Genomic DNA, 17,090 nt, shown 5'->3' on the forward strand with positions numbered 1-17,090 from the left:
CAAGCTGACACAATGAACCAGAAAATTCGCATCAAACTGAAGTCTTACGATCATAACCTCGTCGACAAGTCGTCGGAGAAGATCGTAAAGGCGGTGAAAGCAACGGGTGCCATCGTTAGCGGCCCGATTCCTTTGCCGACGGAAAAAGAAAAGTTCACCGTTCTCCGTTCGCCCCACGTGAACAAGAAGTCGCGTGAGCAATTCCAGCTCTGCACCTACAAGCGCCTGGTGGATATCTTCTCGACCTCGTCGAAGACGGTAGACGCCCTGATGAAGCTCGAACTGCCGAGCGGCGTTGACGTAGAAATTAAAGTCTGAGCCTAACCGCTCAGCACCAAAAAGCCCCGCTGGCCTCGGCCGGTGGGGCTTTTTGTTTGCAACCTTTTCCCAAACGCTTAACTCTGCGTAAAAGGTGGGCAACACCGTGCCGCTGGAAAGGCTGGCACGAAATCGGTAACTTGCGTTTCGCCCACGCGTGCAGCTGTGGGTATGCGTTCAACGTCCGTGAGTATTTCTGCCGCTTCAAGTAATTCGTCCTGGCTGACGGTGGGCCGCATTCAAGCTGCCGCCACGATCAGCTGTGGCATGGTGATTACCGGGTTGTTTACCTTCCCGTTCTTCCGCGTGCTGTCGAGCATCGGCCAAGGCTGCCTGTTGCTGAGCGCCCTTGCCTACTTCTTACAGTTTCGGGAGGTCGCTCAGCGCAGCAAGTGGCCCGTATATGCGGGTTTCGCCTTGATTTTTCTTATGCACTTGGTGGCCGGCATCAATACCAGCGTTGCTAACACCAAGGAATTCTGGCGTGACGTGGTGCTACAGCTACCCTTTCTGCTGTTGCCCTTGTCTTTCTGGATTCTGCCACCGCTACCAATCAGCGACCTAAAACGGCTCTACAAGCTCCTGCTGGGCGTAACTACGTTTTCTGCCATTGGCAGCACGATTTATTACCTGCTGAACGCGGAGTACATCAACGAACTGTACACGCATTCCAAGATAATGCCCACGGTGCCGGACCACATCCGGTTCAGTTTGCTTGTCGTGCTGTCTATTGCCGTTGGTGCAGTCATGCTCAACCGCAAAGTATTAACTGGCTGGCGCCGTGCCGCAGTACTTGGAGCCACCATATTCCTTGCGGGCTTCCTGCACTTGCTGGCGGTCCGTAGCGGCTTGGTTGCATTATATGTCTTGGCAGTGGTAGCTATAGGCTACCTGCTCAAGAAGAGCGAGTGGCGCAAGGCTGCTTTGGTGGCGGCAATGATGATGGTGTTGCCGGTCGTGAGCTACTTCACGCTGCCAACGTTTTACAACAAGTACCACAACACGAAAGACGACGCCAGCCGAGTCGAGCAGACGCATTCGGCGAACAACTATTCCCTAGTCGGCCGCGTGTATTCCTATCAGACCGCTGTAGAAGTCTGGAAAGACCATCCGCTAGTCGGTGTTGGCAAAGCAGACTTACGCGACGAAATGTCGGCGCGGTACCGTGAGTTCTTCCCGCAGATTGACGGGGAGCACCAGATCCAACCGCACAACCAGTTCTTGTTTTACCTGGTTGCTTTCGGGGCATTGGGGCTGGCATTCTTTGTAGCTGCGTTTTACTACCCCCTTTGGTGGGCCCGCCGCCGGCACGCTCCTATGCTGGTGGCTCAGTACCTCATCGTAACCCTTTCTTTCATGGTTGAGCCGACCATGGAAGGACAGACGGGCCTTACGTTTTCCCTATTCTTTCTCTTGCTGCCCTTGAGCAGCGTGGCTGCTTGTCAGAAAGAGAGGGTGCGCAAAGGGAAAGAATGGCGGCCTGCGTAGCAGCAAAATCAATAGCCGAATTGGATTTCGCCGCGCTTAGCAAATTGCTGACCAGTTTCGCAAACCGATGGGCTAAGCCGGGCCGTGTGTTTACATGCCCGAGGCTAAACTGATTGAGTTAGAGTAGCAAGGGTACTTGGTATCTTCTGAATTTATTTGGAAAGGGGTTGCTATTTTGTCTTAACAATTCCCTAGCTTTGCACTCCCTTTCCGAAAACGTCATTCGGGCGTTTTCACTGTGTCTTTTCTAAAACCCCATTCGAATGCCTGGCATTATCGGTAAAAAAATCGGTATGACAAGCCTCTTCACTGCGGACGGTCGGAACGTGCCTTGCACGCTCATCCAAGCCGGCCCGTGCGTAGTGACGCAGGTGAAGACGCTCGAAGTTGACGGCTACACGGCCGTTCAGCTCGGCTACGGCGAAAAGAAGGCCAAGAACACCAACAAACCGTTGGCTGGCCACTTCGCTAAGGCGGGAGTTACCCCCCGCAAAAAACTCGTGGAATTCCGCACCGACGACGTCGCTTCGTACTCGCTCGGCGCCGAAGTAAAGGCTGACTACTTCGCCGAAGGTGACTTCGTAGACGTGGTTGGTACCTCGAAAGGCAAGGGCTTCCAGGGCGTTGTAAAGCGCCACAACTTCGCCGGTGTTGGCGGCCAGACTCACGGCCAGCACAACCGCGGCCGTCACCCTGGTTCGATCGGTGCGTGCTCCTGGCCTTCCCGCGTGTTCAAGGGCATGCGCATGGCTGGCCGCATGGGCGGTGACCGTGTGAAAATCCAGAACCTGAAGGTGATGCGCGTGATGAACGAGCACAACCTCATCCTGGTGAGCGGCTCGGTACCCGGTGCTAAAAACGGTTACGTGATTCTGGAGAAATAGGCGCGATGGAACTCTCTGTATTGACGATCAAAGGCGAGGACACCGGCCGCAAGGTTACGCTGTCTGACGCAATCTTCGGGCTGGAGCCGAACGAGCACGCCATGTACCTCGACGTGAAGCTGTACCTGGCTAACCAGCGCCAGGGCACGCACAAGTCGAAGGAGCGCGCTGAAATCGCCCGCACGACCAAGAAACTGAAGAAGCAGAAAGGCACCGGCGGTGCCCGCGCTGGTTCGATGAAGTCGCCGGTGTTCATCGGTGGTGGCCGCGTATTCGGCCCCAAGCCGCGTGACTACGGCTTCAAAGTGAACAAGAAGACCAAGCAGCTGGCCCGTCTGTCGGCCCTGTCGGTACTTGCTCGCGAAAACCGTCTGGCCCTGGTGGAGAACTTCTCCCTGGAAGGCCCCAAGACGAAAGACTTCCTGAACATTCTGAACGGCCTGAACCTGAATACCGGCAAGAAGACCCTGCTGGTAACCGGTTCGGTTGACAAGAACGTGGTACTGTCGGCCCGCAACATCCAAAAGGTGAAGGTGGCTGTCCCCACGGCTTTGAACACCCACGACCTGCTGAACACCGACACGCTGCTGCTGTCGGAGGCTGGCCTGGAGACGCTCACCCAACTTTACACGGCCGCTGAGTAATGAGCATCATCAAGAAGCCCATCGTGACCGAGAAGGCAACGTCGCTGAACGAGAAAGGCCAATACGCCTTCGAAGTGGAGCGCACCGCCAACAAGGTTGAAATCAAAAAAGAAATCGAGAAGCTCTACGGCGTGACCGTGGTGGGCATCAGCACCATCCGCAGCCAGGGCAAACTCAAGTCGCGCTTTACCAAAACCGGTGCTGTTACCGGCCGTCGTGCTTCGAGCAAGAAGGCCATTGTAACCGTGAAGGAAGGCGAAGTAATCGACTTCTACAGCGGCATCTAAGCCGGCTGAATTTCTGACCGAGGCCCCTCGCTAGAGCATTTTCGCTATAAAATGGCACTCAAAAAACTAAGACCAACATCACCGGGTCAGCGCTTCCGCATCGCCCCGGCTTTCGACGAGATTACCACGTCGACGCCGGAGAAGTCGCTGTTGGCACCCAAGAAAAAATCCGGTGGCCGGAATGATTCCGGAAAGATGACCAACCGTTACATCGGTGGTGGTCACAAGCAGCAGTATCGTATCGTGGACTTCAAGCGCAGCAAGCACACCGTGCCGGCTACCGTGAAGTCGATCGAGTACGATCCGAACCGTACGGCGCGCATCGCCCTGCTCAGCTACGCTGACGGCGAAAAGGCCTACATCATCGCCCCTGCAGGTCTGCAGGTTGGTGCTACTGTAGTCGCCGGTCCTGGCGCCGCTCCGGAAGTGGGCAACGCCCTGCCGCTGCGCGAAATCCCGCTCGGTACCATTGTACACAACATCGAGCTGATGCCCGGTGCTGGTGCAGTTCTCGCTCGCTCGGCTGGCACCTACGCCCAGCTGGTAGCTCGCGAAGACAAGTACGCGACGCTGAAACTGCCTTCCGGCGAAATGCGCATGGTCCTGGTTACCTGCATGGCTACGGTTGGTACGGTTTCGAACGGCGACCACATGAACGTACGTCTCGGCAAAGCCGGCCGTCACCGTTGGTTGGGTTACCGCCCGCGTGTACGTGGTGTGGCTATGAACCCTGTTGACCACCCGATGGGTGGTGGTGAAGGCCGCTCGAGCGGTGGTCACCCGCGCAGCCGCAAAGGCCTGCTCGCGAAAGGTGCCAAGACCCGCAACAAGAACAAGTACTCTGAGCAACTCATCGTTTCGCGTAAAGGCAAGAAGTAATGGCACGTTCGCTTAAAAAAGGCCCGTACATCGACTTCCGCCTGGAGCGGAAGGTGCAAGTGATGGAGGAGTCCAACAAGAAATCGGTGGTGAAGACCTGGTCGCGCCGCTCGATGATTTCGCCGGACTTTGTAGGGCATACCTTCGCCGTGCACAACGGCAATAAGTTCATCCCGGTGTACGTGACCGAAAATATGGTTGGTCACAAGCTTGGGGAATTTGCGCCCACGCGCAACTTCCGCGGCCACGTCGCCAAGAAAGATAAAGGCAAGCGCTAAGACATGGAAGCAGTAGCCAAACTCCGTAACGTACCGACCTCGCCGCGCAAGATGCGCCTCGTGGCCGGCCTAGTACGCGGCAAGAGCGTTACCCGTGCCTTGGGCTTGTTGAAGTTCGAGGCTAATTCGGGCGCTGAGCGTATCGAAAAACTGCTCCTGTCGGCCCTGGCCAACTGGCAGCAGAAGAACGAGGACGAGCGCATCGAAGACGCCAACCTCTACATCAAAGAGATTTTCGTGGATGAAGGCCGTCAGCTGAAGCGCCTGCGCCCCGCCCCCCAGGGTCGTGGCCACCGCATCCGCAAGCGCAGCAACCACGTGACGATCATCATCGACTCGAAAGTGGAAGCCATCGGCAGCCGCCAGGGTCTGAAGGATGCCGCTGCTAAGCAGGAAACTGCTCCAGCTGCCGCTCCGGCCGCTGAAGCAGCGCCGAAGAAAGCCCGTCGTTCGACCAAGAAAGCTGACACCCAAACCGCGGCTGACGCCACCGAATAATAACCATGGGACAGAAAGTTAATCCGGTTGGCCTCCGCCTGGGTATCGTTAAAGGCTGGGACTCTAACTGGTACGGCGGCAAAGATTTCGCCGACAAGCTGGTAGAGGACGAAAAGATCCGCAAATACATTCTGGCACGCATCCCGAAGGGCGGCATCTCGAAGATCATCATCGAGCGCACCCTGAAGCGCATTACCATCACCATCAATACGGCTCGTCCGGGTGTGGTAATCGGCAAAGGCGGCCAGGAAGTTGATAAGATTAAAGATGAGCTGAAGCGTCTGACCAACAAAGACGTTCAGATCAACATCTTCGAAATCAAGCGTCCGGAACTCGACGCCAAGCTGGTAGGCGAAAGCATCGCCCAGCAGCTGCAGGCTCGTATCTCGTTCCGCCGTGCGATGAAGCAAGCCATTCAGGGTGCACTCCGTGTGGGCGCTGAAGGCATCAAGGTGCAGTGCGGCGGCCGCCTCGGCGGTGCTGAAATTGCCCGTTCGGAACAATACAAGGAAGGCCGCACCCCGCTGCACACCCTCCGCGCCGATATCGACTACGCTCTGTCTGAAGCCCAGACGGTATATGGCAAAATCGGCATCAAGGTGTGGATCATGCGCGGTGAAGTTTACGGCAAGCCCGACCTCTCGCCCAACCAGCTGCTGAGCCAGCAGCAGGGCCAGGGTGGCAACGACCGCAACGACCGTGGTCCCCGCGGTGAGCGTGGCGACCGTGGCGACCGTGGTGGCCGTGGCGGCGACCGTGGTGGCCGTGGTGGCAACGACCGTGGCCCGCGCGGCGGCGGTGACAACCGTGGTGGCTTTGGCGGTGGCCAAGGCGGCGGTGGCAACCGTGGCGGCCAAGGTGGCGGCGGTAATCGTGGCGGTCAAGGCGGCGGCGCAAGCCGTGGCCCGCGTCGCTAGTCCTTCTTCCTTCCACTTCTTTTTCGAGAACTAAGACATGTTACAACCGAAAAGAACCAAGTATCGGAAGATGCAGAAGGGCCGCGTACACGGCCTGGCCTATCGTGGCAGCTCGCTGGACTTCGGTTCGTTTGGCATCAAGTCGCTGGAAACCGCATGGATCACAGCGCGTCAAATTGAAGCAGCCCGTATCGCCATGACCCGCGCTATGAAGCGTGAAGGTCAGGTTTGGATCCGCATCTTCCCGGATAAGCCCATCACGAAAAAGCCCGCTGAGGTACGTATGGGTAAGGGCAAAGGCTCGCCCGAGTACTGGGTAGCCGTTGTGAAACCCGGCACCATCCTCTTCGAATCGGATGGGGTTTCGCTGGAACTCGCACAAGAGTCGCTGCGTTTGGCGGCTCAGAAGTTGCCGGTTCGCACCAAGTTTGTAGTTCGTCGTGACTTCGTTGAGGCATAAGCACCATGAAAAACGCTGAAATCCGCGCCCTTTCGATCGAGGATCTGAAAGAGCAAATCAACAAGGAGCAGACGGGCGCGCAGACCCTGCGTTTCGCCCACGCAATTTCGCCGCTCGAAAACCCGACCCGCATCAAAACGGGCCGTCGCAACATCGCCCGCCTGCTCACCGAGCTGAAGCGTCGCGAGCAGGAGCAAAACTCGTAGTCCCCGCTGAACAGTAATGGAAAACAACGCAGAACAGCAGGGCGTCGCTACGGAAGAGCGTAACCTGCGCAAAGAGCGAATCGGCCGCGTAACCAGCAGCAAGATGGATAAAACCATCGTGGTTGTGGTCGAGAGCAAAATGAAGCACCCGATTTACGGCAAGTTTGTGACGAAATCGACCAAGTTCACCGCACACGACGAGAACAACGAGTGCGGCGAAGGCGATACGGTGCGCATCATGGAAACCCGCCCGCTGAGCAAGCGCAAGCGGTGGCGTTTGGTAGAAATCGTAGAGCGAGCCAAGTAAGATGATCCAGCAAGAATCCCGTCTGACGGTAGCCGACAACAGCGGCGCCAAAGAAGTGCTCTGCATCCGTGTCCTCGGGGGCACCGGCAAAAAGTACGCTTCGGTAGGCGACAAAATTGTCGTAGCTATCAAGTCGGCCATCCCCTCGGGCAACGCCAAGAAGGGTGCCGTATCGAAAGCTGTGGTGGTTCGCACGAAGAAGGAAGTACGCCGCAAAGACGGCTCGTACATCCGCTTCGACGACAACGCCGCCGTGCTGCTCAACAACAACGACGAGCCTCGCGGCACGCGTATCTTCGGCCCGGTGGCCCGCGAACTGCGCGAAAAGCAGTTCATGAAGATCGTTTCGCTGGCTCCTGAAGTTCTCTAAGTCACAATGGCACTGAAAACCAAAGAAGCAAAGCCCGCGAAGCTGCACGTGAAAACCGGTGATACCGTCCAGGTAATCGCCGGTGACGAGCGCGGCAAGACTGGCGTCATCAAATCGGTGAACCGCCAGACCCAGCGTGTTATCATCGAAGGTCTGAACCTGGTTACGAAGCACTCCAAGCCGAGCGCTAAGAACCCGCAGGGCGGCATTTCGAAGATCGAAGCTCCGATTCACGTCAGCAATGTCAAACTTGTTAGCACGGCTAACGCCTAATCAAGTACCCGACAATGGCTCGACTGAAAGACATTTATAATAAGGAGATTCGCCAGCAACTGCAGGAGAAATTCCAGTTCAAGAGCAGCATGCAAGTGCCGCGCATTACCAAGATCTGCATCAACCGCGGTATTGGTAAGGCTGTAGCCGACAAAAAGCTCGTTGACAACGGCGTGGATGAGCTGACGACCATCACCGGTCAGAAAGCCGTTCCGACCATCGCCAAGCGTTCGGTTTCGAACTTCAAGCTGCGCGAAGGCATGCCGATCGGCGCCCGCGTAACCCTGCGCGGTGAGCAGATGTACGAATTCCTCGACCGCCTCCTGACCGTTGCTCTGCCCCGCGTACGCGACTTTAAGGGCATCAGCGATAAGGGCTTCGACGGCCGGGGCAACTACACGCTCGGCATCAAAGAACAAATCATCTTCCCGGAAATCTCGATTGATAAGATCAAGGAGATTGGCGGCATGGACATTACCTTCGTGACGACGGCCGAAAACGACGAGCAGAGCTACGAGCTGCTGCGCGCCTTCGGGATGCCGTTCGCTAACGCCAAGAAAAGCTAATCATGGCTAAGGAATCAATCAAAGCAAGAGAGCGGAAGCGCGAGGCGCTGGTAGCTCGCTACGCTGAAAAGCGCAAGGCTCTGAAAGAGGCTGGCGACTTCGAAGGTCTGGACAAGCTGCCCCGCAACGCTTCGCCCGTACGTCTGCACAACCGCTGCAAACTGACCGGCCGCCCGCGTGGCTACATGCGCAAGTTTGGCATCAGCCGCGTAACGTTCCGGGAAATGGCTTCGGCCGGTAAAATCCCCGGCGTAACGAAAGCTAGCTGGTAGTCCGCTACCACCGCAACGCTAAGCAAAACTGCTCAACTGAAACTCTCTCGGGAGTTTTGGCTGAGCAGTTTTCTTTTCTGGTCTTGGTGGAGATTGAGTTATAAAGGACCTAGATGCCTGATCATTATTCCGATCTGCATGTTTTAGCCGAAACACCTGAGCTTGTCTCATGCTACAGTATTAAGGATACTTTTTATTTCGAAAGAGATTCAATCACCAACTATGGCAAGGGGGGATGGTGACCCTGGATGTAGTTATATTTCCCTGAATAATAGCTGGGAAGTCATAGCTGGCGAAGATGTAACAATGAGGCAGAAGGACGTAAGCGAAACCCTTATTGATAAGCAAAAGTCAGTTGGGTATACAAGCTTCGCATTGTTGGTACACATTCGGTCGAACTGCTAACTGACCTTTGGAGCGAACATCCAGCATATCCGGTTACTCGATGCGAATGATGCTTCTATTGCAAGGGTTAGGAGCTTCCCAGATTACCAAGGCAAGGAGTACACAGATTATATAGAGTGCTAATTGACCTAGACAGGATATTCTACTTATTAAGCTGCTGTGTCTATTGCTTTTGTGTTAAGCACTTGCGTATCTTTGCACCCCATAATGCTCTAGGGCCGTGGAGGACGCTCCACACCATTTGGCAGGTTGCCACAAGAAACCATTGGCTGCGGCAGTGATGCTGTGGATGCCAAGTAGTCTTAACCGAGGATTTCGCCGTCATAGGAAGACTATGGCTGCGAAATTTTCCTACCTTTGCGGTTCCCCTAAAACGGGAAGCCCTTCAAATCATCCAAATGAACACAGATCCGATTGCCGACTACCTGACCCGGGTGCGCAACGCCATCAAGGCTAACCACCGGGTAGTAGAAATCCCGGCTAACAAAATCAAAAAGGAAATCACGAAAGTACTCTACGAGAAAGGGTACATTCAGAGCTACCGTTTTGATGACTCGGCAGTACAGGGCACGATCAAAATCGCGCTGAAGTACCACCCGGTGACCAAGAAGCCCGCTATCGTTAAACTGGAGCGGATCAGCACCCCGGGCTTGCGTACGTACGCCCACGTAGAAAACCTGCCGCGCGTGTTGAGCGGTCTGGGTATTGCTATCCTGTCGACCTCGAAAGGGGTAATGACGGAGAAGGAAGCCCGCACTCAGAACGTAGGCGGCGAGGTGCTGTGCTACGTGTACTAAGCGAGCAATAAGCAGAAAACCCCGACAATATGTCCCGCATTGGTAAACTCCCGATCAGCCTGCCCTCGGGCGTGCAGGTATCGGTTGATAACGACAACACTATCACGGTTAAGGGCCCCAAAGGGGAACTGAAAACCGCTGTCGACCGCGACATTACGGTACGCACCGAAGACAACACCGTAGTCGTAGAGCGTCCTACCGAGCAAAAGCGTCATAAGGCCATGCACGGCCTTTACCGTTCGCTGCTCAACAACATGGTAACGGGCGTCAGCACCGGGTACACGCATCAGCTGGAGCTGGTGGGCGTAGGTTTCAAAGCTACCGCTACCGGCTCGTTGCTGGAGCTGGCTCTGGGCTACTCGCACAACATCTTCCTGGCGCTGCCGAAAGAAGTAACCGCTACGGCCGTTACTGAAAAAGGTAAGAACCCGATCATCACCTTGACCAGCATCGACAAAGAGCTGATCGGTCAGGTGGCCGCTAAAATCCGTTCGCTGCGCAAAGTCGAGCCTTACAAAGGCAAAGGTGTGCGCTTCGTTGGTGAGCAGATTCGTCGTAAGGCTGGTAAGACTGCCTCGAAATAACCGAGCATCATGGCTTTCAATAAAACAGAGAGAAGACTCCGGATCAAGCGCCACATCCGTACGAAAGTATCGGGTACCACTGAGCGCCCCCGCCTGTCGGTGTTCCGCAGCAACAAGGGCATTTACGCCCAGATCATCGACGACACCGCTGGCCGCACCCTCGTGTCGGCTTCGTCGAAGAACGTAACGGCCGGCGAGACGCCGGTAGCCACGGCTGCTGCTGTGGGTAAGGAGCTGGCCTCGCGTGCGACGGCGGCTGGTATCACGACGGTAGTATTCGACCGTTCGGGTTACCTCTACCACGGTCGTGTAAAATCATTGGCAGAAGGTGCCCGCGAAGGCGGCCTGAATTTCTAAGCTATGCGCGAGCAGAATAAACCCACGGCGAAGACCACGGAGTCGGACCTGAAGGAAAAAGTAGTTGCCATCAACCGCGTAGCGAAGGTGGTAAAAGGTGGTCGTCGCTTCAGCTTCTCGGCCATCGTGGTAGTAGGTGACGGCGCTGGCACCGTAGGCTACGGCCTGGGCAAAGCCAACGAAGTAACCGATGCCATTGCCAAAGCCATTGACGATGCCAAGAAGAACTTGGTGAAGGTGCCGCTGTACAAGCACACCGTTCCCCACGTGATGGAAGGCAAGTACTCGGGTGGCTTCGTGCTGGTACAGCCGGCCGCTGCCGGTACCGGCGTAATTGCTGGTGGTGCTATGCGTGCCGTGTTCGAAAGCGCCGGCATCAAGGACGTACTGGCTAAGTCGAAAGGCTCGTCTAACCCCCACAACGTGGTGAAGGCAACTTTCGACGCCCTGAACAAGATGCGCGACCCGATGCAAGTTGCTCAGCAGCGCGGCATCTCCCTCGCCAAAGTATTTAACGGCTAAGCGACGATGGCTCGGATCCAAATCAAGCAAGTGCGCAGCATCATTGACCGCCCTGAGCGTCAGAAGCGCACGATGAAGGCCCTCGGCCTGTCCAAAATCGGCTCGGTCCGCGAAGTGGAAAACACTGCGGCCATTGCTGGCATGGTAGCCAAAGTTGGCCACCTGGTAGAAGTAACCGAACTGTAGAATCACCCGATCATGAATCTCAGCAATCTTAAGCCCGCTGAAGGCTCGGTACGCAACAACAAGCGTCTGGGTCGTGGTGAAGGCTCGACCCGCGGCGGTACGTCGACGCGCGGCCACAAAGGCCAGAAGTCGCGTTCGGGCTACTCGAAGAAAATCGGCTTTGAAGGTGGCCAGATGCCGCTGCAGCGCCGCGTGCCGAAGTTCGGCTTCAAAAACATCAATCGTGTGGAGTACAAGGGTATCAACCTTGACGTGCTTCAGGCCCTGACTGAAAAGTCGCCGGCCACCACGATGGATGCTGCCTACTTCATTTCGAATGGTCTGGTGTCGAAAAACGCCAAGATCAAAGTGCTCGGTCGTGGCGAACTGACCGCCGCAGTGGAAGTACACGCCCACGCTTTCTCGCAATCGGCTGTGGAGGCCATCGAGAAGGCGGGTGGCAAAGCAGTGACCCTGTAGTCAAAGCACGCCGGCGATGAACAAGTTTATCACGACGATTAAGAACATTTTTGCGATTGAGGATCTGCGTACGCGGATTCTCAATACGCTTTTTTTCATCGCCATTTACCGGCTGGGTTCTTTCGTTGTGCTGCCGGGCGTCGATCCATCCCGTCTCGACACGCAGTCGGGCGGGATTTTCGGCATCCTCGATACCTTGCTCGGCGGCGCGTTTAGCAACGCTTCCATTTTCGCGTTGGGCATCATGCCCTACATCTCGGCTTCTATCGTGCTGCAACTGCTGACCATTGCAGTGCCGTACTTCCAGAAGCTGCAGAAAGAAGGGGAATCGGGCCGGAAGAAAATCAACCAGTATACTCGTCTGCTCACCATCCCCATTGTGATGGCGCAGTCGGTAGGCTTTATTGCCACGATCAATCAGGACGCTATCGTTTCGACGAGCGTGTTCTTCACGGTCTCGACGATGATTATTCTCACGGCCGGCACGCTGTTCTGCATGTGGCTGGGCGAGAAAATCACCGATAAGGGTATCGGCAACGGTATCTCGATGATCATCATGATCGGTATTGTTTCGCGCTTTCCCGGCGCTATCATCGGGGAAGCTGCGGCGAAGGGGATGCGCGGTTCGCTGATCTTTCTGATTGAGTTGGCGGTGCTCTTCTTCGTGGTAATGGGTGTTATCATCCTGACGCAGGCTGTGCGCCGCATTCCGGTACAGTACGCCAAGCAGGTTGGGGGCGTGAGCCAACTGAATGCCCAGCGCCAGTTCATTCCGCTGAAGGTCAATGCGGCCGGTGTAATGCCGATCATCTTCGCCCAGTCGTTGATGTTCGTGCCCGCTATTGCTGCCTCGGCGTGGCAGGACAGCGACACGGCCAACTTCATTGGTCAGAAGTTTTCGGATTACACTTCGTGGCAATACAATTTGGTGTTTGCAGTACTGATCATCCTGTTCACGTACTTCTACACGGCCATCAGTGTAAACCCCAAACAGATTGCCGACGACCTGAAGCGTAGCGGTGGTTTCGTACCGGGTGTTAAGCCGGGGGATGCTACCTCAGAGCATATCGACCAGGTGTTGACGCACATCACGCTCCCGGGCGCCGTTGCGTTGGCCTTGATTGCAATCTTTCCGGCCATTGCGTTGTTGTTTGGGGTCACTCGCCCGTTCTCTGCCTTTTACGGTGGCACGTCGCTCATCATCATGGTGGGCGTGGTACTTGATACCATGAATCAGATCGAAAGCTATCTGCTCATGCGCCACTATGATGGGATGATGAAAACGGGCAAGCTGAAAGGTCGGACGCAAAACATTGCGCTGGCCTCCTAAGCCATGATCCTATATAAGACCGAAGAAGAAATCGAATTGATCCGAGCCAGCGCTGATGTGCTGGCTCGTGCCCATGGGGAAGTAGCCGGCATGATCCGGGAAGGAATTACCACCGGTGAGCTAGATAAGCGAGCCGAGGAGTTTATCCGGGACCACGGCGGTGTACCGTCCTTCAAAGGCTACAACGGGTTCAAATACAGCCTGTGCATTTCACCGAATGCGGTGGTAGTGCACGGGTTTCCCGGCAACCATGTATTGAAAAGCGGCGACATCATTTCAGTAGACTGCGGCGTCAAGCTCAATGGCTACCATAGTGACAGCGCCTATACCTACCCGGTAGGGGAGGTAAAACCGGAAGTAACGGCCCTGCTCGAAGCCACCAAGCAGTCCTTGTACGAGGGCATCGAGCAGGCAGTAGCTGGCAACCGTATGGGTGATGTCGGCTATGCCATCCAGAACTACGTGGAAAAACGTGGGTTTTCGGTGGTTCGGGAACTTGTCGGGCACGGCATCGGTAAGAGCCTGCACGAGAAGCCCGAGGTACCGAACTACGGTAAGCGTGGGTCGGGCCTGAAATTGCAGAGCGGCTTGGTCATGGCCATCGAACCGATGGTTAATCTAGGAACCAAGGCTGTGGTGCAGGAACAGGACGGCTGGACGATCCGGACCAAAGACCGGCAACCCTCGGCGCACTTCGAGCACACCGTGGTGGTTCGCCAAAATAAAGCGGAGATATTAACCTCTTTCGCCCACATAGAAAAAGCGTTACAGCAGACCTCGCAGCCTTATGGCCAAACAGTCATCGATTGAGCAGGACGGAACCATCCTGGAAGCCTTGTCAAATGCCATGTTCCGGGTGGAACTGGAAAACGGGCACCAGCTGATTGCGCACATCTCCGGAAAGATGCGCATGCACTACATCAAGATTCTGCCCGGCGATAAGGTGAAGCTCGAAATGTCGCCCTACGACCTCTCGAAGGGGCGAATCGTTTACCGTTACAAATAACCCCCCGGACATGAAAGTCAAAGCCTCGGTCAAGAAGCGCAGCGCCGACTGCAAAGTGATCCGCCGTAAAGGGAAGCTTTACGTGATCAACAAGAAGAACCCCCGCTACAAGCAGCGTCAGGGCTAAAATCAAGCAATAGGAAGAACATGGCACGTATTGCAGGGGTAGACATCCCGGACAAAAAGCGCGGCGAAATCGCCCTCACCTACATCTTCGGTATCGGTCGCTCGTCGGCCCAGGCCATCCTCACCAAAGCAGGCGTTGACCTGAATAAGAAGGTGAGCGAGTGGACGGAAGCCGAGTCGGGTGAAGTTCGTAGCATCATTGCTTCGGAGTACAAGACTGAGGGTGTACTGCGCTCGGAAGTTCAGCTCAACATCAAGCGTCTGATGGACATCGGTTCGTACCGGGGCCTCCGTCACCGCAAGGGGCTGCCGGTTCGGGGTCAGCGCACCAAGAACAACTCGCGCACCCGCAAGGGCAAACGGAAAACCGTTGCCGGCAAAAAGAAGGCTACGAAATAAATCATAGCGGGAATCGGCGGCGGGCCTTCATGACTTTCCAACTGCCGCCAACACCTCTCGCCTTTTTTGCGATAACCAAATGGCACAAAAGAGAAAAGACAAAGCCAAGAAGCGCGTCGTCCAGGTTGAAGCAACCGGTCAGGTGCACATCAAGGCTTCGTTCAACAACATCATCATCTCGGTCACGAACAACAACGGCCAGGTGATTTCGTGGGCTTCGGCCGGCAAAATGGGTTTCCGGGGTTCGAAGAAGAACACGCCCTACGCCGCCCAAACTGCTGCCCAAGATTGCGGCAAAGTGGCCTACGACCTGGGCATGCGCAAGTGCGAAGTGTTCGTGAAAGGTCCGGGCGCTGGCCGCGAGTCGGCTATCCGCGCGTTCCAGAACATGGGCATTGAGGTGCAAACCATCCGCGACGTGACGCCGCTGCCGCACAACGGCTGCCGTCCCCCCAAACGTCGCCGCGTCTGAGTAACGGCAGACGCGTGGCTGCTACCGCCCCGTGAGGGAGCCAGTGGCACCAGGCAGTTTTCTTTTCTTTCCAGAAAAATCACCTCCCAAGAATGGCACGTTATACCGGCCCTAAAACCAAGATTGCCCGTCGCTTCGGGGAAGCCATTTTCGGCCCGAGCAAGGCACTCACCAAGAAAGCATATCCTCCGGGCCAGCACGGCCGCGGCCGCCGCAAGAAGCAGTCGGAATACGCCGTGCAGCTGATGGAGAAGCAGAAAGTAAAGTACCTCTACGGGGTACTGGAAAAGCAGTTCGCTAACCTCTTCGACAAAGCCGCTCGCGTACCCGGTATCACCGGCGAAAACCTGCTGGCTTTCCTCGAGACGCGTCTGGACAACGTGGTGTACCGTCTGGGCATCGCCCCGACGCGCCGCGCTGCCCGTCAGCTGGTGTCGCACAAGCACATCACGGTGGACGGCGAAGTGGTGAACATCCCTTCGTACCACGTGAAGCCCGGCGCCATTGTGGCCGTGCGTGAGAAGTCGAAGTCGCTGGAAGCCATCGTGAACAGCCTGGCCGTGCGCAACGCACGTCAGTTCGGCTGGCTCGAGTGGGACGGCAAAGAGCTGGCCGGTAAGGTTATCTCAACGCCGCAGCGCGACCAGATCCCCGAGAAAATCGAGGAGCAGCTGATCGTCGAACTGTATTCGAAGTAAGCCTGATAGCAGAGCCGGCCGCTGCCTGGAATACCCATTCCGGCAGCGGCCGGCTCCTGCATTGGTTTCTTCCTTCCTTCAACATCCCTTACATCCGCATCTATGTCAATTCTCGCTTTTCAAATGCCGGAGAAGGTCGTGATGGAGAAATCCGACGACTTCTACGGAACGTTTGAGTTTAAACCGCTGGAGAAGGGTTACGGCGTGACGATCGGCAACGCGCTGCGGCGCATCCTGCTCTCGTCGCTCGAGGGGTACGCAATTACCTCGGTCCGCACGAGCAACGTGCTGCACGAGTTCCAGACCATCGAAGGCGTTATCGAGGATATGTCGGAGATTATCCTGAACCTGAAGCAAGTTCGGTTCAAGAAGATCAACGACGTCATCGAAGACAAAATCACGGTGCGCATCAGCGGCCAAGAATCCTTCACCGCGGGTGACATCAACAAATTCACCAACGGTTTCCAGGTGCTGAACCCGGACTTGGTGATTTGCAACATCGACACCAACACCTCGCTGGAATTCGAGTTTACGGTTCAGAAGGGCCGCGGCTACGTTCCTGCTGAGGAAAACAAGCCGACTGATCAGGTTTTCGGTCAGATTGCCATCGACGCCATCTTCACGCCCATTAAGAACGTGAAGTACAGCATCGAGAACACCCGCGTGGAGCAGAAAACCGACTACGAACGGTTGTTGCTGGAAATCCATACGGACGGCTCGATTCACCCCGAGGATGCGCTGAAAGGCGCCGCCAACATCCTGATCCAACACTTCATGTTGTTCTCGGACAACACGATGACCTTCGAAACGGCCAAGGCCGAAGAGGAGACCAGCGTGGACGAAGAGACGCTGCACATGCGCAAGGTCCTCAAGACCCCGCTGCAGGACATGGACCTGTCGGTTCGCGCCTACAATTGCCTCAAGGCTGCCGATATCAAGACCCTCGGCGACCTGGTGCAGCTGGACTTGGCCGACATGATGAAGTTCCGCAACTTCGGCAAGAAGTCGCTGACCGAGCTGGAAAACCTCGTTGAGGAAAAAGGCTTGCACTTCGGCATGGACGTGGCTAAGTTCCGTCTGGAAGAAGACTAGTATCTTTGAA

The 17,090-nt window shown here is 56.0% G+C and carries 29 protein-coding genes and 1 pseudogene; all 30 read left to right on the forward strand.

Annotation, left to right across the window (positions count from 1 at the left end):
- The first annotated feature begins 12 nt into the window (after positions 1 to 12).
- The 30 genes and pseudogenes from rpsJ (at position 13) to ACYVKQ_RS07455 (ending at position 17,080) form a co-directional block, all read left to right on the forward strand.
- Positions 13 to 318 carry a 30S ribosomal protein S10 gene (gene rpsJ, locus ACYVKQ_RS07310; protein WP_078013199.1) on the forward strand — a complete coding sequence of 102 codons (306 nt, stop codon included), beginning with the start codon at positions 13 to 15 and terminating at the stop codon, positions 316 to 318.
- 186 nt (positions 319 to 504) lie between these two features.
- On the forward strand, positions 505 to 1,806 hold the full coding sequence (locus ACYVKQ_RS07315) for an O-antigen ligase family protein (RefSeq protein ID WP_460577144.1): 1,302 nt from the start codon (positions 505 to 507) through the stop codon (positions 1,804 to 1,806).
- 263 nt (positions 1,807 to 2,069) lie between these two features.
- Positions 2,070 to 2,690: a large ribosomal subunit protein uL3 gene (rplC, locus tag ACYVKQ_RS07320; RefSeq protein WP_460577146.1), complete on the forward strand. Its 621-nt coding sequence runs from the start codon at positions 2,070 to 2,072 to the stop codon at positions 2,688 to 2,690.
- Between the two features lie 5 nt (positions 2,691 to 2,695).
- The gene (rplD, locus tag ACYVKQ_RS07325) at positions 2,696 to 3,334 is read left to right on the forward strand and encodes a 50S ribosomal protein L4 (protein ID WP_460577148.1); all 639 of its coding nucleotides are present in this window, start codon (positions 2,696 to 2,698) and stop codon (positions 3,332 to 3,334) included.
- Positions 3,334 to 3,621 (forward strand): 50S ribosomal protein L23, encoded by a 288-nt coding sequence (rplW, locus tag ACYVKQ_RS07330; RefSeq protein WP_078013195.1) that lies wholly within the window; start codon positions 3,334 to 3,336, stop codon positions 3,619 to 3,621. Before rplD ends, rplW begins: the two co-directional genes overlap by 1 nt.
- Positions 3,622 to 3,672: 51 nt before the next feature.
- Positions 3,673 to 4,500: a large ribosomal subunit protein uL2 gene (gene rplB, locus ACYVKQ_RS07335; RefSeq protein ID WP_460577150.1), complete on the forward strand. Its 828-nt coding sequence runs from the start codon at positions 3,673 to 3,675 to the stop codon at positions 4,498 to 4,500.
- A complete protein-coding gene (gene rpsS / locus ACYVKQ_RS07340; protein ID WP_078013193.1) occupies positions 4,500 to 4,778 on the forward strand; it encodes a 30S ribosomal protein S19 in 279 nt (92 codons plus the stop codon). The genes rplB and rpsS overlap by 1 nt, the downstream gene beginning before the upstream one ends.
- A gap of 3 nt (positions 4,779 to 4,781) precedes the next feature.
- Complete coding sequence (gene rplV, locus ACYVKQ_RS07345; protein ID WP_460577152.1) at positions 4,782 to 5,276, forward strand: large ribosomal subunit protein uL22; 495 nt, start codon at positions 4,782 to 4,784, stop codon at positions 5,274 to 5,276.
- Between the two features lie 5 nt (positions 5,277 to 5,281).
- Complete coding sequence (gene rpsC / locus ACYVKQ_RS07350) at positions 5,282 to 6,193, forward strand: small ribosomal subunit protein uS3 (RefSeq protein WP_460577154.1); 912 nt, start codon at positions 5,282 to 5,284, stop codon at positions 6,191 to 6,193.
- A 37-nt stretch (positions 6,194 to 6,230) separates the two neighbouring features.
- Positions 6,231 to 6,653 carry a 50S ribosomal protein L16 gene (gene rplP, locus ACYVKQ_RS07355; RefSeq protein WP_460577156.1) on the forward strand — a complete coding sequence of 141 codons (423 nt, stop codon included), beginning with the start codon at positions 6,231 to 6,233 and terminating at the stop codon, positions 6,651 to 6,653.
- A 5-nt stretch (positions 6,654 to 6,658) separates the two neighbouring features.
- Positions 6,659 to 6,859: a large ribosomal subunit protein uL29 gene (gene rpmC / locus ACYVKQ_RS07360; RefSeq protein WP_460577158.1), complete on the forward strand. Its 201-nt coding sequence runs from the start codon at positions 6,659 to 6,661 to the stop codon at positions 6,857 to 6,859.
- A 16-nt stretch (positions 6,860 to 6,875) separates the two neighbouring features.
- A complete protein-coding gene (gene rpsQ, locus ACYVKQ_RS07365) occupies positions 6,876 to 7,166 on the forward strand; it encodes a small ribosomal subunit protein uS17 (RefSeq protein WP_460577160.1) in 291 nt (96 codons plus the stop codon).
- 1 nt (position 7,167) lies between these two features.
- Positions 7,168 to 7,536: a 50S ribosomal protein L14 gene (gene rplN / locus ACYVKQ_RS07370; protein ID WP_110976717.1), complete on the forward strand. Its 369-nt coding sequence runs from the start codon at positions 7,168 to 7,170 to the stop codon at positions 7,534 to 7,536.
- A 6-nt stretch (positions 7,537 to 7,542) separates the two neighbouring features.
- Positions 7,543 to 7,791 (forward strand): annotated as a pseudogene (gene rplX / locus ACYVKQ_RS07375) (50S ribosomal protein L24); the annotation flags it as partial.
- 32 nt (positions 7,792 to 7,823) lie between these two features.
- The gene (gene rplE / locus ACYVKQ_RS07380; protein WP_460577162.1) at positions 7,824 to 8,375 is read left to right on the forward strand and encodes a large ribosomal subunit protein uL5; all 552 of its coding nucleotides are present in this window, start codon (positions 7,824 to 7,826) and stop codon (positions 8,373 to 8,375) included.
- 2 nt (positions 8,376 to 8,377) lie between these two features.
- Complete coding sequence (gene rpsN / locus ACYVKQ_RS07385; protein WP_460577164.1) at positions 8,378 to 8,647, forward strand: uS14 family ribosomal protein; 270 nt, start codon at positions 8,378 to 8,380, stop codon at positions 8,645 to 8,647.
- Positions 8,648 to 9,450: 803 nt separating this feature from the next.
- A complete protein-coding gene (gene rpsH / locus ACYVKQ_RS07390) occupies positions 9,451 to 9,849 on the forward strand; it encodes a 30S ribosomal protein S8 (RefSeq protein WP_460577166.1) in 399 nt (132 codons plus the stop codon).
- Positions 9,850 to 9,878: 29 nt separating this feature from the next.
- Entirely contained in the window at positions 9,879 to 10,433 is a 555-nt protein-coding gene (gene rplF, locus ACYVKQ_RS07395; RefSeq protein ID WP_460577168.1) for a 50S ribosomal protein L6, read from the forward strand.
- A 9-nt stretch (positions 10,434 to 10,442) separates the two neighbouring features.
- The gene (gene rplR, locus ACYVKQ_RS07400) at positions 10,443 to 10,790 is read left to right on the forward strand and encodes a 50S ribosomal protein L18 (protein ID WP_460577171.1); all 348 of its coding nucleotides are present in this window, start codon (positions 10,443 to 10,445) and stop codon (positions 10,788 to 10,790) included.
- A gap of 3 nt (positions 10,791 to 10,793) precedes the next feature.
- Positions 10,794 to 11,312, forward strand: a complete 519-nt coding sequence (gene rpsE / locus ACYVKQ_RS07405) for a 30S ribosomal protein S5 (RefSeq protein ID WP_460577173.1) — start codon at positions 10,794 to 10,796, stop codon at positions 11,310 to 11,312.
- A 6-nt stretch (positions 11,313 to 11,318) separates the two neighbouring features.
- Entirely contained in the window at positions 11,319 to 11,498 is a 180-nt protein-coding gene (gene rpmD / locus ACYVKQ_RS07410) for an uL30 family ribosomal protein (protein ID WP_460577175.1), read from the forward strand.
- A gap of 12 nt (positions 11,499 to 11,510) precedes the next feature.
- On the forward strand, positions 11,511 to 11,957 hold the full coding sequence (gene rplO, locus ACYVKQ_RS07415) for a large ribosomal subunit protein uL15 (protein WP_460577177.1): 447 nt from the start codon (positions 11,511 to 11,513) through the stop codon (positions 11,955 to 11,957).
- A 16-nt stretch (positions 11,958 to 11,973) separates the two neighbouring features.
- The gene (gene secY / locus ACYVKQ_RS07420; RefSeq protein ID WP_460577179.1) at positions 11,974 to 13,287 is read left to right on the forward strand and encodes a preprotein translocase subunit SecY; all 1,314 of its coding nucleotides are present in this window, start codon (positions 11,974 to 11,976) and stop codon (positions 13,285 to 13,287) included.
- 3 nt (positions 13,288 to 13,290) lie between these two features.
- Positions 13,291 to 14,097: a type I methionyl aminopeptidase gene (gene map, locus ACYVKQ_RS07425; RefSeq protein WP_460577181.1), complete on the forward strand. Its 807-nt coding sequence runs from the start codon at positions 13,291 to 13,293 to the stop codon at positions 14,095 to 14,097.
- Complete coding sequence (infA, locus tag ACYVKQ_RS07430; protein ID WP_078013177.1) at positions 14,075 to 14,293, forward strand: translation initiation factor IF-1; 219 nt, start codon at positions 14,075 to 14,077, stop codon at positions 14,291 to 14,293. Before map ends, infA begins: the two co-directional genes overlap by 23 nt.
- 10 nt (positions 14,294 to 14,303) lie before the next feature.
- Positions 14,304 to 14,420 carry a type B 50S ribosomal protein L36 gene (ykgO, locus tag ACYVKQ_RS07435; RefSeq protein WP_034256541.1) on the forward strand — a complete coding sequence of 39 codons (117 nt, stop codon included), beginning with the start codon at positions 14,304 to 14,306 and terminating at the stop codon, positions 14,418 to 14,420.
- 20 nt (positions 14,421 to 14,440) lie between these two features.
- Positions 14,441 to 14,818, forward strand: a complete 378-nt coding sequence (gene rpsM / locus ACYVKQ_RS07440) for a 30S ribosomal protein S13 (RefSeq protein ID WP_460577183.1) — start codon at positions 14,441 to 14,443, stop codon at positions 14,816 to 14,818.
- A 79-nt stretch (positions 14,819 to 14,897) separates the two neighbouring features.
- On the forward strand, positions 14,898 to 15,290 hold the full coding sequence (rpsK, locus tag ACYVKQ_RS07445; RefSeq protein WP_078013176.1) for a 30S ribosomal protein S11: 393 nt from the start codon (positions 14,898 to 14,900) through the stop codon (positions 15,288 to 15,290).
- Positions 15,291 to 15,382: 92 nt separating this feature from the next.
- A complete protein-coding gene (gene rpsD / locus ACYVKQ_RS07450; protein ID WP_460577185.1) occupies positions 15,383 to 15,988 on the forward strand; it encodes a 30S ribosomal protein S4 in 606 nt (201 codons plus the stop codon).
- A gap of 102 nt (positions 15,989 to 16,090) precedes the next feature.
- Positions 16,091 to 17,080, forward strand: a complete 990-nt coding sequence (locus ACYVKQ_RS07455; protein ID WP_460577187.1) for a DNA-directed RNA polymerase subunit alpha — start codon at positions 16,091 to 16,093, stop codon at positions 17,078 to 17,080.
- The last annotated feature ends 10 nt before the right edge of the window (positions 17,081 to 17,090 follow it).

The organism is Hymenobacter coalescens (assembly GCF_054783195.1).

What these genes read in the sequence shown, in the direction of transcription:
- rpsJ (WP_078013199.1), top strand. Translation starts at nt 13, where the DNA reads ATGAACCAGAAAATTCGCATCAAACTGAAGTCTTACGATCATAACCTC.
- rplC (WP_460577146.1), top strand. Translation starts at nt 2,070, where the DNA reads ATGCCTGGCATTATCGGTAAAAAAATCGGTATGACAAGCCTCTTCACT.
- rplD (WP_460577148.1), top strand. Translation starts at nt 2,696, where the DNA reads ATGGAACTCTCTGTATTGACGATCAAAGGCGAGGACACCGGCCGCAAG.
- rplW (WP_078013195.1), top strand. Translation starts at nt 3,334, where the DNA reads ATGAGCATCATCAAGAAGCCCATCGTGACCGAGAAGGCAACGTCGCTG.
- rplB (WP_460577150.1), top strand. Translation starts at nt 3,673, where the DNA reads ATGGCACTCAAAAAACTAAGACCAACATCACCGGGTCAGCGCTTCCGC.
- rpsS (WP_078013193.1), top strand. Translation starts at nt 4,500, where the DNA reads ATGGCACGTTCGCTTAAAAAAGGCCCGTACATCGACTTCCGCCTGGAG.
- rplV (WP_460577152.1), top strand. Translation starts at nt 4,782, where the DNA reads ATGGAAGCAGTAGCCAAACTCCGTAACGTACCGACCTCGCCGCGCAAG.
- rpsC (WP_460577154.1), top strand. Translation starts at nt 5,282, where the DNA reads ATGGGACAGAAAGTTAATCCGGTTGGCCTCCGCCTGGGTATCGTTAAA.
- rplP (WP_460577156.1), top strand. Translation starts at nt 6,231, where the DNA reads ATGTTACAACCGAAAAGAACCAAGTATCGGAAGATGCAGAAGGGCCGC.
- rpmC (WP_460577158.1), top strand. Translation starts at nt 6,659, where the DNA reads ATGAAAAACGCTGAAATCCGCGCCCTTTCGATCGAGGATCTGAAAGAG.
- rpsQ (WP_460577160.1), top strand. Translation starts at nt 6,876, where the DNA reads ATGGAAAACAACGCAGAACAGCAGGGCGTCGCTACGGAAGAGCGTAAC.
- rplN (WP_110976717.1), top strand. Translation starts at nt 7,168, where the DNA reads ATGATCCAGCAAGAATCCCGTCTGACGGTAGCCGACAACAGCGGCGCC.
- rplE (WP_460577162.1), top strand. Translation starts at nt 7,824, where the DNA reads ATGGCTCGACTGAAAGACATTTATAATAAGGAGATTCGCCAGCAACTG.
- rpsN (WP_460577164.1), top strand. Translation starts at nt 8,378, where the DNA reads ATGGCTAAGGAATCAATCAAAGCAAGAGAGCGGAAGCGCGAGGCGCTG.
- rpsH (WP_460577166.1), top strand. Translation starts at nt 9,451, where the DNA reads ATGAACACAGATCCGATTGCCGACTACCTGACCCGGGTGCGCAACGCC.
- rplF (WP_460577168.1), top strand. Translation starts at nt 9,879, where the DNA reads ATGTCCCGCATTGGTAAACTCCCGATCAGCCTGCCCTCGGGCGTGCAG.
- rplR (WP_460577171.1), top strand. Translation starts at nt 10,443, where the DNA reads ATGGCTTTCAATAAAACAGAGAGAAGACTCCGGATCAAGCGCCACATC.
- rpsE (WP_460577173.1), top strand. Translation starts at nt 10,794, where the DNA reads ATGCGCGAGCAGAATAAACCCACGGCGAAGACCACGGAGTCGGACCTG.
- rpmD (WP_460577175.1), top strand. Translation starts at nt 11,319, where the DNA reads ATGGCTCGGATCCAAATCAAGCAAGTGCGCAGCATCATTGACCGCCCT.
- rplO (WP_460577177.1), top strand. Translation starts at nt 11,511, where the DNA reads ATGAATCTCAGCAATCTTAAGCCCGCTGAAGGCTCGGTACGCAACAAC.
- secY (WP_460577179.1), top strand. Translation starts at nt 11,974, where the DNA reads ATGAACAAGTTTATCACGACGATTAAGAACATTTTTGCGATTGAGGAT.
- map (WP_460577181.1), top strand. Translation starts at nt 13,291, where the DNA reads ATGATCCTATATAAGACCGAAGAAGAAATCGAATTGATCCGAGCCAGC.
- infA (WP_078013177.1), top strand. Translation starts at nt 14,075, where the DNA reads ATGGCCAAACAGTCATCGATTGAGCAGGACGGAACCATCCTGGAAGCC.
- ykgO (WP_034256541.1), top strand. Translation starts at nt 14,304, where the DNA reads ATGAAAGTCAAAGCCTCGGTCAAGAAGCGCAGCGCCGACTGCAAAGTG.
- rpsM (WP_460577183.1), top strand. Translation starts at nt 14,441, where the DNA reads ATGGCACGTATTGCAGGGGTAGACATCCCGGACAAAAAGCGCGGCGAA.
- rpsK (WP_078013176.1), top strand. Translation starts at nt 14,898, where the DNA reads ATGGCACAAAAGAGAAAAGACAAAGCCAAGAAGCGCGTCGTCCAGGTT.
- rpsD (WP_460577185.1), top strand. Translation starts at nt 15,383, where the DNA reads ATGGCACGTTATACCGGCCCTAAAACCAAGATTGCCCGTCGCTTCGGG.
- ACYVKQ_RS07455 (WP_460577187.1), top strand. Translation starts at nt 16,091, where the DNA reads ATGTCAATTCTCGCTTTTCAAATGCCGGAGAAGGTCGTGATGGAGAAA.